The sequence below is a fragment of the Arthrobacter sp. zg-Y179 genome, from assembly GCF_020907345.1.
In the GTDB taxonomy this organism is placed as follows: Bacteria; Actinomycetota; Actinomycetes; order Actinomycetales; family Micrococcaceae; genus Arthrobacter_B; species Arthrobacter_B jinronghuae.
On the sequence record NZ_JAJJOB010000005.1, the window covers coordinates 666713 to 679938 of the forward strand.

General features: G+C 66.0%; 13 protein-coding genes and 3 tRNA genes. 12 read left to right on the forward strand and 4 right to left on the reverse strand.

Annotation, left to right across the window (positions count from 1 at the left end; all coding sequences use genetic code 11):
• Positions 1–204: 204 nt before the first annotated feature.
• The 6 genes from LOC56_RS06360 to LOC56_RS06385 all read left to right on the forward strand — a co-directional run bounded on the left by LOC56_RS06360 (position 205) and on the right by LOC56_RS06385 (position 6646).
• Positions 205–1719 carry an APC family permease gene (locus tag LOC56_RS06360; RefSeq protein WP_229951432.1) on the forward strand — a complete coding sequence of 505 codons (1515 nt, stop codon included), beginning with the start codon at positions 205–207 and terminating at the stop codon, positions 1717–1719.
• Positions 1720–1816: 97 nt separating this feature from the next.
• On the forward strand, positions 1817–2161 hold the full coding sequence (locus LOC56_RS06365) for a thiamine-binding protein (protein ID WP_229951433.1): 345 nt from the start codon (positions 1817–1819) through the stop codon (positions 2159–2161).
• A gap of 41 nt (positions 2162–2202) precedes the next feature.
• The gene (locus LOC56_RS06370) at positions 2203–2853 is read left to right on the forward strand and encodes an O-methyltransferase (protein ID WP_229951434.1); all 651 of its coding nucleotides are present in this window, start codon (positions 2203–2205) and stop codon (positions 2851–2853) included.
• A 46-nt stretch (positions 2854–2899) separates the two neighbouring features.
• Positions 2900–3412 carry a GNAT family N-acetyltransferase gene (locus tag LOC56_RS06375; protein ID WP_229951435.1) on the forward strand — a complete coding sequence of 171 codons (513 nt, stop codon included), beginning with the start codon at positions 2900–2902 and terminating at the stop codon, positions 3410–3412.
• The gene (locus LOC56_RS06380; RefSeq protein WP_229951436.1) at positions 3412–4281 is read left to right on the forward strand and encodes a spermidine synthase; all 870 of its coding nucleotides are present in this window, start codon (positions 3412–3414) and stop codon (positions 4279–4281) included. The genes LOC56_RS06375 and LOC56_RS06380 overlap by 1 nt, the downstream gene beginning before the upstream one ends.
• A gap of 151 nt (positions 4282–4432) precedes the next feature.
• On the forward strand, positions 4433–6646 hold the full coding sequence (locus LOC56_RS06385) for a catalase (RefSeq protein ID WP_229951437.1): 2214 nt from the start codon (positions 4433–4435) through the stop codon (positions 6644–6646).
• Between the two features lie 99 nt (positions 6647–6745).
• Here the strand turns inward: LOC56_RS06385 and LOC56_RS06390 are convergent, their stop codons facing one another.
• Entirely contained in the window at positions 6746–8176 is a 1431-nt protein-coding gene (locus tag LOC56_RS06390) for an NCS2 family permease (protein ID WP_229951438.1), read from the reverse strand.
• A 114-nt stretch (positions 8177–8290) separates the two neighbouring features.
• Between LOC56_RS06390 and LOC56_RS06395 the strand changes: the two genes are divergently transcribed.
• Positions 8291–8902: a copper resistance CopC family protein gene (locus tag LOC56_RS06395; RefSeq protein WP_229951534.1), complete on the forward strand. Its 612-nt coding sequence runs from the start codon at positions 8291–8293 to the stop codon at positions 8900–8902.
• Positions 8903–8905: 3 nt separating this feature from the next.
• Here LOC56_RS06395 and LOC56_RS06400 read toward each other — a convergent pair whose 3' ends face one another.
• On the reverse strand, positions 8906–9547 hold the full coding sequence (locus LOC56_RS06400) for an FAD-binding protein (RefSeq protein ID WP_229951439.1): 642 nt from the start codon (positions 9545–9547) through the stop codon (positions 8906–8908).
• 168 nt (positions 9548–9715) lie between these two features.
• On the opposite strand from LOC56_RS06400, the gene LOC56_RS06405 reads away from it, so the two are divergent.
• Complete coding sequence (locus tag LOC56_RS06405; RefSeq protein WP_229951440.1) at positions 9716–10720, forward strand: universal stress protein; 1005 nt, start codon at positions 9716–9718, stop codon at positions 10718–10720.
• A gap of 12 nt (positions 10721–10732) precedes the next feature.
• On the opposite strand, the gene LOC56_RS06410 is transcribed toward LOC56_RS06405, so the two are convergent.
• Complete coding sequence (locus tag LOC56_RS06410; protein WP_229951441.1) at positions 10733–11662, reverse strand: cation diffusion facilitator family transporter; 930 nt, start codon at positions 11660–11662, stop codon at positions 10733–10735.
• 9 nt (positions 11663–11671) lie between these two features.
• Positions 11672–12031, reverse strand: a complete 360-nt coding sequence (locus tag LOC56_RS06415) for a metallopeptidase family protein (protein ID WP_229951535.1) — start codon at positions 12029–12031, stop codon at positions 11672–11674.
• Positions 12032–12176: 145 nt separating this feature from the next.
• On the opposite strand from LOC56_RS06415, the gene LOC56_RS06420 reads away from it, so the two are divergent.
• The 4 genes from LOC56_RS06420 to LOC56_RS06435 all read left to right on the forward strand — a co-directional run bounded on the left by LOC56_RS06420 (position 12177) and on the right by LOC56_RS06435 (position 13199).
• Positions 12177–12249, forward strand: a tRNA-Glu gene (locus LOC56_RS06420).
• A gap of 59 nt (positions 12250–12308) precedes the next feature.
• Positions 12309–12382 (forward strand) — tRNA-Asp (locus LOC56_RS06425).
• 56 nt (positions 12383–12438) lie between these two features.
• A tRNA-Phe gene (locus LOC56_RS06430) sits at positions 12439–12514 on the forward strand.
• A 190-nt stretch (positions 12515–12704) separates the two neighbouring features.
• Positions 12705–13199 carry an Asp23/Gls24 family envelope stress response protein gene (locus LOC56_RS06435; RefSeq protein WP_229951442.1) on the forward strand — a complete coding sequence of 165 codons (495 nt, stop codon included), beginning with the start codon at positions 12705–12707 and terminating at the stop codon, positions 13197–13199.
• The last annotated feature ends 27 nt before the right edge of the window (positions 13200–13226 follow it).

The window sequence follows — 13226 nt, forward strand, 5'->3', positions numbered from 1 at the left end:
GCCGCTCCTGGCTAGCAAGTGGCGTAAGTCATATCCATCCTCCCAAAAGGCCGCGGCACTTGCCAGCCAGCACCCCGGTGCCGGTAGCGCAGCCGGTGCTTCTTGGACTCCGTTGTCTCAGCATGTGAGACTAAAATAAAAGCCGCATGGCGCCCAGCCTACGATTGATCGGTTAGTTTTCCCTCAGATAAGGCGAGGATCCACGTGAGTCTCTTCCGTACCAAACCCATCGAGAGTTCCCTTGCGGACGCCGACGAGCCCGGCCGTCGGCTAAAGCGCTCACTCACCACCTGGGACCTCATGATCATGGGCGTCGCGGTTGCCGTCGGCGCCGGTATCTTCTCGGTAGGCGCCCGGGCGGCGGGGCAGTTCTCCGGCCCGGCCGTTACCCTTTCGTTCGTACTGGCGGCAATCACCTGCGCGCTCGCCATCATGTGTTACGCCGAGTTCGCCACGGCCATTCCGGTGGCCGGCTCCGCCTACGTGTTCACCTACGCCACGATGGGCGAGCTGGCTGCCTGGATCATCGGCTGGAACCTCATCCTGGAGCTGTTCACCGCAGCGGCAGTTATTGCGAAGTACTGGGGCATCTACCTCAGCGAGGTCTTTGCACTGATCGGCTGGGACGTACCGGCAACGCTGGAACTGGGTGTGATTTCGCTGACCTGGGGACCGTTCCTGATCGTCGCAGTCTTTACCTTCCTCCTGGTCATGGGTACCAAGCTTTCCGCCCAGGTGAGCAACGTTTTCACCATCATCAAGGTGGGCGTGGTGCTCTTCGTGATCGTCGCCGGTTTCTTCTACGTCAAGGCGGAGAACTACACGCCGTTTATTCCGGATCCGGTCTCCACCGCCACTGATGGAAGCTCGGGCGTCCTGAAGCAGTCCCTGTTCTCCTTCCTGACCGGTGCCGCCCCTGCGCAGTACGGATTGTTCGGTGTCTTTGCCGGCGCCGCCATCGTGTTCTTCGCTTTCATCGGATTCGACGTGGTGGCCACCTCTGCCGAAGAGGTCAAGGACCCGGGCAAGACCCTTCCGCGGGGCATCTTCGCCGGCCTGGCCGTGGTCACGCTGCTTTACATCGGTGTTTCCCTGGCCCTGACCGGCATGGTCCCCTACACCGAACTGGCCGCAGCCGAAGACCCCAACCTTGCAACGGCCTTTGCCCTCGTGGGAAACACCGGTGCGGCATCGGTCATCGCCGTCGGATCCCTGATTGGCCTGACCACGGTGATCATGGTGCTGCTGATGGGCCTGGCCCGCGTGGTGCTGGCGATGTCCCGTGACGGCCTGCTGCCCCGCTCGCTCTCCCGGACCAGCGACAAGCACTCCACGCCGGCCCGGCTGCAGATCATCCTCGGTGTCCTCGTTGCCGTAGTGGCAGGGTTCACCCGGGTCGATGTACTCGAGGAAATGATCAACATCGGCACGCTCTCCGCGTTCGTGGTGGTCAGCCTGGGCATCCTGGTCCTGCGGAAGAAGCGTCCGGACCTGCGCCCGGCCTTCCGGGTGCCCTTCGGTCCGGTGATCCCGGTCCTTTCCGCGGTGCTGTGCCTGTACCTGATGACCAACCTTGCTGTTGAGACCTGGATCTACTTCGCCGGCTGGCTGGTCGTCGGCTTCCTGCTGTACTTCGCCTACGGCCAGCGGCATTCGCGTCTGAACGAGAAGTTCGAAGACGTGGCCGCCGCCGGTGCAAGCCGGGACGCGGCAGTCTGAGTCCAGCGGGCCGCACGGTCCGCCAGCAAACCTCTAAACCCGCGCAGGCCGGCAGCCTGCGCGGGTTTTTTGGTGCCTGCAGTGGCACACTGGGCAGATGCTTGTAGCCTTTTCCGTCGCTCCGTCCGGTACCGGCCCACAGACCCCGGCCGCCGGTCCTTCGGCCTCTGTGCACGACGCCGTGGCCGCCGCAGTTCGAATCGTCCGGGAATCCGGCCTGCCGAATTCCACGGACGCCATGTTCACCACGCTGGAGGGTGAGTGGGACGAAGTGATGGATGTTATCCGCCGGGCCACGGAGGCGGTTGGCCAGTACGGCAGCCGGGTTTCGCTGGTGCTCAAGGCGGATATCCGTCCGGGGCACACGGGGGAGTTGACCGGCAAGGTGGAACGGCTGGAAAGGGCACTCGGCGAACTGGACGAGAACAGCGGGCACGCCTAGGCACGCAGCGGCCGGACGCACCGGCGGAACGGGAGCAGGAGATGTCGCAGTGGGAGCAGGTCGAGGAATACCTCAGCAGCCGGGTGGTGCAGCCGGATGACCAACTGAAGGCCATCGTCGCCGCGACCGGGGCCGCCGCGCTTCCGGCCATCGAGGTGTCCGCCGCGCAGGGAAAGTTCCTGATGCTGCTGGCACGCATCGCCGGTGCCCGGCGGATACTCGAGATCGGCACCCTGGGCGGGTTCAGTACCGCCTGGCTGGCCAGGGCACTGCCCGACGACGGCGAACTCATCACGTGTGAATACGAACCCCGCCATGCCGAGGTGGCCCGCGCTAATCTCGCCGCGGCCGGGCTTCTGGACCGCGTGACCATTCGGGTGGGCGCCGCCTTGGACACCCTGCCGGATCTTGCCGGCGCGGAACCGTTCGATCTGTTTTTCATTGACGCAGACAAGGTCAACAACCCCGCCTACCTGGAATGGGCGGTGAAGCTGTCCCGGCCGGGGAGCGTGATTGTGCTGGACAATGTGGTCCGCGGCGGCAGTGTCCTGGACCCCGCCGGCGACGAAGCGGTGCAGGGCACCCGCGCCGCCGTGGACATCCTGGGCTCGCATCCTCGGCTCGACGCCACGGCACTGCAGACAGTAGGGAGCAAGGGGTGGGACGGCTTCGCGCTCGCACTGGTGCTGTGACTGCTCGCCGTCCGGGACGCAGCCTGCGCCGACTTAAGCTGGAGACATGAGCTTTACTATCCGGCGCGCACTCCCCGGCGATGCCGAGGACTTTGTGTCCGTCCATCTGCAGTCCTGGCGGGAGAGTTACGCCCATGTACTGGGGGATGAGGTGTTCCAGCGCCGGGAAGCGGACCGCAGCGCCGCCGTCGAACACCGGCGGGCAGCCCTGGCCGAACAGGCAGTGGACCCGGCCATTCGGAACTGGCTGGCCCACTCGGAAGACGGCCGGCTCCTTGGTTTCGCGTCCGCCGGCCCGGCACGGGACAGCGACGCGGACGTTCCGCTGGAACTGTGGTCCATTTACATCCTGGCTGAAGCGTACGGAAAGGGTGTTGGACAGGCCCTGCTGGAGCACGCCGTCGAAACGGAACCCGCGTATGTCTGGGTGCTGGAGGACAACGCACGCGCCCAGGCGTTCTACCGGCGCAACGGTTTCGCGGCAGACGGAACCTCCAAGGACCTGCCGCAGGTCTGGGCCGGCACCGGCATGGTGGAAATCCGGATGGTGAGGCCCTGATGGGACGCAAGCGCCCCGGCAAGGACCCGGTGGACGCCGTGGCGGGCAACGGCCCGGTGGCCGGCACTTATCCGATCGACACGGGAACGTGTGAACTGGTTCCGGACTCCTTCAGCCCCGACGGCTGGATCCTGATGGTGAACGGAGTGCACAGCTCGCATATCGACCTTGCCGACCCGCGGCACCTGGACTTCGAATACATGCGCTGGATCGCCGCCCTGGTGGAATCCCGCTGGCGTCCGGATGCCTCGCTGCGTGCCCTGCACCTGGGGGCAGCGGCGTGTTCGCTGGCCCGGTACCTGGCCGCCGTCTATCCCGGTGCCCGTCAGGTTGCCGTGGAACTGGACGGCAGGCTGGCGGAGCTGGTCCGTGGGTGGTTTGACCTGCCCCGGGCACCCCTGCTGCGGCTGCGGGTGGGGGAGGCGCGTGCAGTCACCGAAACCCTGCATGAGGACAGCCGCGACCTGGTGATCCGCGATGTCTTTGCCGGCGCCAAGACACCGGTGCCGCTGACGACGGCGGAATTCACCGCGCATGTGGCCCGGGTGCTCGCCCCCGGCGGCGTCTACGTGGTGAACTGCGGCGACACGCCGGACCTGCGCGGCGCCCGTGCCGAAGCCGCCACCATCTGCGCGGCGTTTGAGTACACCGCGGCGATAGCCGATCCGGCCATGCTGAAGGGCCGTCGTTACGGCAATATCATCCTGGCCGGCAGCGACACCCCCTTTGCGGAGGATCCGTCCCTGCCCCGCACCCTACTTGGGGGAGCGGTGCCCGCCCATCTGTGGGCGGACGAAAAGGTGCGCAGCTTCGCTGCCGGTTCCAGGCCCCTCCATGACGATCCTGTCCAGGAAGTGCCGGCGGGATAGGCGGTCCGGCCCCGCCGCGGGTAGTGCCCTGAGGCGCCGGAGGGTGCCGGTCCGGCAGCCTCGGGTTAACAGTCAGCATGCTTACTTCAGTAGGGTGGTGAGGACGGCCGCGGCCTTTGGGTGGCGGTGGACCAACCACGATGGAGGCTACATGTTCAGCAAGAGCACATCCGAAACCGACCTGCCCGTTCCCGGCGTCCCGGCGTCGCAGGCCCCGGAACTGGCCGAACCGACGCAGCCGCGCGAACCGCTGCCGCCCAAACCGGACCAGGACGGGCCGGAGACCGTTACTGCCACAGGTGTGGCCACCGGGGCGCCGAAGGCCTCCACCGCGCAGAGCGGACAATTCCTTACAACTGCCCAGGGTGCGCGGTTGCGGGACACTGATCACTCGCTGAAGGCCGGCCCCCGGGGCCCGGTGCTGCTGCAGGACCACCACCTGCGGGAAAAGATCACCCACTTCGACCACGAGCGCATTCCCGAGCGCGTGGTCCACGCCCGCGGCGCTGCAGCCCACGGTGTGTTCACGGCCAACGGCGCCGCCGAAGGAGTCACGCAGGCCGGCTTCCTGGCCAAGGGCGTGGAAACCCCCGTCTTTGTTCGCTTCTCCACCGTGCTCGGCTCCCGCGGTTCCGCGGACACCGTCCGGGACACCCGGGGATTCAGCACCAAGTTCTACACCGCCGAGGGCAACTATGACCTGGTCGGCAACAACATTCCGGTGTTCTTTATCCAGGACGCCATCAAGTTCCCCGACGTGATCCACGCCGGGAAGCCGCACCCGGACCGTGAGATTCCGCAGGCCCAGAGCGCGCACGACACCTTCTGGGACTTCGTCTCGCTCCACACCGAAGCGCAGCATCACACCATGTGGAACATGTCGGACCGCGGTATCCCGCGGTCCTACCGCACCATGGAAGGCTTCGGCGTCCACACCTTCCGCCTGGTCAACGCCGCGGGCGAAACCACCCTGGTGAAGTTCCACTGGAAGCCCCGGCAGGGTGTGCACTCCCTGGTCTGGGAAGAAGCGCAGATCATTAACGGCATGGATCCGGACTTCCACCGGCGCGACCTCGCAGACGCGATTGAAGCCGGCGCATTCCCGCAGTGGGATCTGGGCATCCAGGTCTTCCCCGACACCGAAGACGAAATGTTCGAGGGCATCGACCTGCTGGACCCGACCAAGCTCGTCCCCGAGGAACTGGCCCCCGTCCAGGTCATCGGCACCATGACGCTCAACGCGAACCCCACGAACTACTTCGCGGAAACCGAACAGGTGGCCTTCCATCCCGGACACCTGGTGCCGGGCATCGACGTCACCAATGACCCGCTGCTGCAGGGCAGGTTGTTCTCCTACATCGATACGCAGCTGACCCGGCTGGGTGGCCCGAACTTCAGCCAGATTCCCATCAACCGCCCGCATGCACCCGTCAACGACATGCTCCGGGACGGGTTCCACCAGAGCGCGGACCATTCCGGCGTGGCGCCGTACCAGCCCAACTCCCTCGACGGCGGCTGCCCCTTTATGGCCGGAGCAGACATGGGTGCCTTCATTGACGTTCCCGTCGAGGTGCCCGCGGCCCGTAAAGTGCGCGAGAATCCGGCAACATTTGATGACCACTACAGCCAGGCGCGGATGTTCTTCCGTTCCCTGACTCCGGTGGAGCAGGACCATGTGGTCCAGGCCTACACGTTTGAACTGGGCAAGTGCTATGAGGAGAACATCCGGCTGCGCCAGCTCCAGTCGCTTGCCAATATCGACAAGCGCCTTGCCGACGACGTGGCAGCCGGCCTGGGCCTTACGGCCCCGGCACCCGCCCTCGCTGTTGCCGATACCGCCCCCAGCCCTGCGCTCAGCCAGCTCGGAGGCTCTTGGCCGGTGGCAGGTCGGGTGGTCGGTGTTGTCGCCGATGAATCGTCCGACCTTGCCTCGGTTTCCGAAGTCCTGGCAGCTATCCACGCGGAGGGCATGGTTCCGCTGGTCATTGCCCCGCACGGTGGCAAGCTGGGTGCGGAAATCACTGTCCAGCGGACCTACCTGACGGCCCGCTCCACCGAATTCGACGCCGTGATCGTGGCGGCCTCGGGTGCCGCGGCACCGGATGCGGCGGACAGCCTGGATGCCAAGGCGGGCAACCCCGGCGGGCACCCCTCGCTTGACCCGAGGGTCACCCTGCTCCTGGCCGAAGCCTTCCGCCACGCCAAGGCCATTGGTGCCTGGGGCGACGGAGGTTCGGTTCTTGCGGCCGCCGGCATCCCGGCGCAAACGGCCGGCGTTGTTGTAGGCGGAGCCGCCGAAGTTGCGTCCGGCGTTACCGCGCTCCTGGCCAACCACCGGGTGTGGGAGCGTTTTCCAACTGCCTAGCTGACGCGGTTGCCGGTGCCCAAACCGGATAAAAACAAGAAGGGATCCGCAGCCGCGGATCCCTTCTTGTTTAGCAGTACCGGGGGAATAGCTCCCTGCCTAGATTCCCACTATTTCCCTGATGGGACCTATGCCGAAGAACAGGGCGAATGCCGCTGCCACCACGTACATCAGGGGGTGGACCTCACGGCCCCGGCCCTGGAAGACGCGGATGATGGTGAAGGAGATGAACCCCGCACCCAGGCCGTCAGCGATCGAGTAGGTGAACGGCATCAGCGTGAAGGTGAGGAAGGACGGCAGGGCCAGTCCGATGTCGCTCCAGTCGATCTTGCCCACCTGGGAGACCATCAGGTAGCCCACGACCACCAGGGCAGGGGCCACGGCCTCGAACGGCACCAGGTAGATCAGCGGCGTCAGGAACATGGCCACGATGAACAGCAGGCCGGTTACCACGGAGGCGAGCCCGGTGCGCGCACCTTCGCCGATGCCGGCGCCGGACTCCACGAAAATCTGGTTGGAGGAAACACCGGCACCACCGCCGGCCACCGCACCTGCGGCATCCACCAGGAGAACGCGCTCCACGCGGGGGATGTTGCCGTCCTTGTCGATGCTGCCGGCCTCGGTGGCGAGGCCCACCATGGTGCCCATCGCGTCGAAGAAGATGCTGAGCAGGATCACGAAGACCAGCAGCGAGGCGGCAACTCCGCCCAGGGTCTGGAAGGGTCCTACGAGGCTGACATCGCCGATCAGGGAGAGATCCGGGGCAGCCCATTGGGGCATGCTCGGGGTCACCAGCGACCAGCCGGAAGCCACTCCGGCACCCTGGCTGCCCGGATCGGCCAGCCATTCGACAAGGACGGCGAAAACGGTCGATGCGACGATGCCGATGAGGATCGCGCCCCGCACCTTGCGGGACATCAGCACAATGGTCAGCAGCAGGCCGAAGACAAACACCAGCGTGGGCCACCCCAGCAACTGGCCGCCGTTGCCCAGGCCCAGCGGCACAGTGGTGCCGGCCGCATCCGGGTTACGCCGGACAAATCCGGCATTGACCAGGCCCACCAGCGCCACGAACAAGCCGATGCCCACCACGATGGCGGTCTTCAGGCTGGGCGGCACGGCGCGGAAGACCGCGGTACGGAATCCGGTGAGGACCAGGATCACCATCGCCAGGCCCGCGATCACGACCAAGCCCATCACATCCGGCCAGGTCAACCCGTCATTCGAGGCAACCGTCACGGCCACGAAGGCGTTGACGCCCAAACCGGTGGCGATCGCGAACGGGTGCTTGGCCCAGATGCCCATGATGAGGGTCAGGATGCCCGCCACCAGGGCGGTGCCCGCGGCGATTGCCGGCCCCGGCATGGTGTTACCCATCGAGTCCTCACCGCCGAGGATCAGCGGGTTAAGGACCACGATGTAACTCATGGCGAAGAAGGTGGCCAGGCCGCCGCGCACTTCGGCGGATACGGAGGAACCACGCTTGGTGATTTCGAAGTACCGGTCCAGCTTTGAACCTTGCTTGAGCATGACGCGTCCTCTGAACTGACCAGTGGGGGGATGATGAGGGAATCCTGCACTTAGATCTTATCGTTCCGGACATGACGGTGCCCCGGAACGGCGCTCCGTTACGCTGAAACGGTGATGATTTCTGTGCGCTCTTACCTCTCCCGGTCTGTTTTCGCCCCCGTGGCCGCTGTTTTCCTGCTCGCCCTCTGCGCGGTGCTGCTGGTGTCTGCTCCGCCCGCCGCGGCGCATGACGAACTGACGGGCAGCACTCCGGGCAACGGCTCGGTGCTGGATGCGGCTCCGGAATCCGTGGAGCTGACCTTTTCGAGTGTTCCTGCCGCCATCGGCTCCGAGGTACGGATCCTGGATGAGGATGGAACAGACTGGGCGCAGGGCCAGGTGCGGATCCTGGACAACACCGCCACCCAGCAGCTCCGCACCGGAGCGCCCGCCGGCAGCTACACGGTTCAGTGGCGCGTGGTGTCCTCTGACGCCCACCCGATCGAGGGGACATTCGGGTTTACGGTGGCAGGCGGCGGCGGCGGCACCGCCACCGGCACCGGCACCGCCACCCCCGCTCCGTCTACTGCTGCGCCCCTGCGGCCCGATGCAAGTCAAAGCCCGGTGCTTAACCGGTCCGACGACGCCGGATCCCCGTGGCCGGTGGTTGTTCCGGCCGCTGTGGTGCTGGTCGCTGTGGCAGTGCTGATTGCCCTGATCGTCCGCCGGCGGCTGCGCGAGGACTAGCGCTCACCCCTGGGTAGGGGCTTGCGGGGCAGGTGACGCCGCGTCCGCAATCGCCTCTCCGGCTGCCTTGGCTTGGCGCATGAGCCCGCGGAGGGACGGCAGGAGGTTCTCGCCGACGCCGACCAGATACACGCCGATTCCCCGCAACGCCTCCACTGCTTCCGGTCCGGCGCCCACGCCCAGCCCTCGGGCCAGCTTCCGCAGATCCGATCTGGAGCAGCTGGTGAGCACCACATAGTCGGCCAGGAGCAGTTCCCTGCCGGTGCGGATGGCCCATTTGCCGCTGGCAGCCGCCGGCGAGGGAAGCAGGCCGGCGGGAGCCGCCAAGGTCATTTCCTGCGCTTCGGAATCCTCCCGGACGTCCAGCCGGTGGCTGGCAGCATAGGCGTGCAGCACGCGCAGCACCTCCAACCGGTCCGGGAACACCTCCGGCTCTGACGCGGCTTCCCTGATGGTGGCTGCGGCCGGTGCCGGTCCGTGGACCACTATCGAGTCCACGCCCTGGCGGCATAGCTCGGTGGCCACCGCCAACCCGCTGAGGCCGCAGCCAATCACCACGGCCCCGGTCAGCTCCGTTGCCGTTTCCTCGTGCTTTGTTTCCTCATGCCCAGTGGAACCGGTTTGCGCGTTCGGGAAAGAATCCACGCAGTCGTTCCTTCCGACGGTCTTGGTAACCCTCCCCACAGGCTTCAAAGCGGCACCCTATAGGCACTTGCCCTGCAGCGGTAGCGTGGCCGGGCACCCGGCGCGGTACGCTACTGCCAACGACAGCCGGAAGGGTAATTGCCGGTTGGGGACCCGAAGGAGCGGCATATGACTGATTCGACCTGGGGTACAGGGCCCGGCGCTGACGGGCCCGCGGGCATCGTCGTCGGCGTGGACGGATCCGACCAGAGCATCTGCGCCCTGTTTTGGGCTGCCCGGGAAGCACGGCGGCGGCAGTGCCCGCTGCACGTGGTCACGGCGTACACGGTGCCCATTTTCGCTGCTTCCTCGATGGACGCCGGCTACACCACGGTTGATGACGCAATGATCCGGGACGGCGCCCAGCAGGTGCTGGATGAAGCCGTGGAGCGGATCAGCCACTACGGGGTTGAAGTAATTCCCCGGGTGGAGAGCGGAGATGCGGCCGCAGTCCTGCTGGAGCTCTCCGAAGACGCGGACCTGATGGTGGTGGGATCGCGCGGCCGCGGCGGTTTTGTCGGGCGCCTGCTGGGTTCAGTCTCCAGTGCCCTCCCGGCGCACGCGAAGTGCCCTACCGTCGTGGTGCCGCTGCGGACCGCCGGACGGCTTCCCGACTCGGGAGTGCGGCCACCGGCAAACTCGCCGGACCCGGATGCCGTGCACCGCGCCGTCGTCGTCGGAGTGGACGGCTCGGAACAGGGTCGCGCCGCATCGCTGGTTGCGGCCGAACAGGCGCAGGGCATGGGCCTGCCGCTGCGTATTCTGTGCGCGCTGCCGCCGTTCACCGGCTCGTTGGCCTGGGTGCCTGCCCCGCTCGACATCGAGGCGCTGCATGCGGAACTGCATGAACAGCTCGACGCCGGCCGGGACTGGCTGCAGAGCCACTTCCCGGGACTGGAGATGACCGTTGAGCTGGTGGACGGGTCCCCGGGCGAGATCCTGATTGAACGCACCGCAAAGGTTGAACTCCTGGTGCTGGGCACCCGCGGCCGCGGCGGCTTCGCCGGCATGCTGATGGGGTCCACCAGCCAGAGCGTGCTGCACCACGCCAAGGGCCCGCTGATGGTGGTGCCGGACCATGAGGATCCGAGGCTGCTGGACCGGCCTAACTTCGGCCCCATGATCGCGGAGTAGGCGGCGTCGCGCTCAGGCGTGCTGCTGGCCCTCGTGCACTGCATGGCTGGCCGGCTCCAGCTGGAAGGTGCAGTGCTCGGTGTCGAAGTGGCTGCTCAGGCATCTGGTCAGCCGGTCCAGTACCGTGTCCAGGCCGTCCGGAGTGAGGTGCTCCTCTTCCACCACCACGTGTGCGGAGAACACCGGAACACCGGAGGTGATGGTCCAGATGTGGATGTCGTGCGCGTCGGACACCCCGTCCACAGACACAATGTGGTCGCGGATCATGCCCACGTCCACGCCCTGCGGGGTGGCCTCCAGCAGCACGTCGATCACTTCCCGCAGCAGCGACCAGGCCCGCGGGGCAATCATCAGGGCAATCAGGATCGAGGCCCAGGTATCCGCCTGCTGATAGCCGGTGGTCATGATGACGACGGCGGAAACCACCACGGCAGCCGAGCCCAGGAGATCCCCCAGCACCTCCAGATAGGCGCCGCGCACATTCAGGGATTCCTTGCGTCCGGCATGCAGGACCAGCAGGGAAATGAGGTTGGCCAGGCCGCCGACGACGGCGAACGGCAGCATCAGCCCGGTGTCGACGTCGGGCTCGCTGCCCAGGCGGCGGACCGCCTCGACAAAGATCACTACGGCAATCACGATCAGCAGCACGGCGTTGGCCAAGGCCGCCAGGACTTCGGCCCGCTGGTAGCCGTAGGTCCGCCGGGTTGTGGCCGGGCGGGCGGCAATCCAGGCCGCGAACAGCGCAATGGAAACGCCTGCTGCGTCGGAGAGCATGTGGCCGGCGTCGGCAAGCAGCGCCAGCGACCCCGAAAGCAGGGCACCGGCAACCTGGATCAGGACCACCGAGATGGTGATCAGGAAAACGATCAGGAGGCGCCGCCGGTGCTTACCGGTAGCGGTGACTGCGCCCAGTCCGTGGCTGTGCCCTTGATGTTCACCCATGCTTAAAGGCTAGCCCCAGCCCAGTTCGTGCAGCCGCTCGTCGTCGATGCCGAAATGATGGGCCACCTCATGGATGACGGTGATGCGGACCTCGTCCACTACTTCCTCCCGGCTGTCGCACATCCGCAGCAAAGGCCCGCGGAACACCACAATCCGGTCCGGCAGGGAACCCGCATCCCACCAGGAATCCCGCTCGGTCAGCGGGGTCCCTTCGTAGACCCCTAGCAGTTCCGTGTCCGGATCTTCGTGCGGGCCCGGCACGTACTCGTCCTCAATGAAGACCGCCACGTTGTTCATGGCGCGGGACAGGTCGGCAGGAATGGAGTCGAGGGCGGCTTCCACGCAGGCGTCGAACTCATCCGGATTCATCTCGATTGGCACCCCTCCACTGTAGTGGCGCAGGCCTCACCGGAAGCGTTTTGGATATTCCGGAAATAAGCCCTATAGTTTTAGAGTCCACAACGGAGCGAAACGACTGGTTCACCAGCCGCTTCAATCCATGTGTGTTCTGTTGGCCCCCATCGTCTAGCGGCCTAGGACACCGCCCTTTCACGGCGGCGGCACGGGTTCGAATCCCGTTGGGGGTACTCAGGAGTGGTAAATGAGCCGGTGAGAATCTGGTAGAGTTTACACTCGTGAAATGCAAGGCCCTGTAGCGCAGCTGGTTAGCGCGCCGCCCTGTCACGGCGGAGGTCGCGGGTTCAAGTCCCGTCAGGGTCGCTCAGATTTTCTGAAGCGATTTGGAAGATCTCGGTGATCATCGGTTGATGATGCCAGGCTCTGTAGCTCAGTTGGTAGAGCGTTCGACTGAAAATCGAAAGGTCACCGGATCGACGCCGGTCGGAGCCACCAGCTAAAACCCCGTAGCTGTCTCGCAGGAGACAGGACGGGGTTTTTCTTTTTGCCGGTGGAAGTTGCCGGCCGAGGCGGCCCGCCGGAATTTGCCCGCCGGAAGCTACCGGCCGGCCCGGCGCGTGCGCAGCGATGACAGCCCGGCTGCTGCGCCCTGCAAAACGTTCCGCTCCCGGGATACGCTGAACCCATGGATGAGCCCCGGAACACATCAGCGAACGCTCCCGTCACTGCGGCACCACTCGCCCCCGCGCCGTCAACCCCGGCGCACGCCGTAGCCGGTGCCGGTGATGCCGCCGCGATCGGCGGCCGCAATTCCATCAGCGAGCAGGCGGTGGCCAAAGTTGCCGCGATTGCTGCTCGGGCAGTTCCCGGCGTCTTCAACCTCGGCAACAGTTCGGGACGGGCGCTCGGTGCCGTCCGCGACGCCGTCGGCGGTACAAGCGCCACCTCCGGTGTGCACGTGGAAGTCGGCGAACGGGAAGTTGCCGTCGATATCAGCTTGATCGCCGTCTACGGCAATGCGCTGATGGTCGTCGCGAACAATGTCCGTGCCGCGGTCTACGGTGCCGTGGAGAAACTCGTGGGCCTTCGCGTGGTGGAAGTTAACATTGAAATTTCGGACGTACACCTTCCCACCGATCCACCCGGTACCGCACCGGTTGGCGGCGCGAAAGCGGTATAGGCTTCAAAGCACGTTCCTCGCAGGACG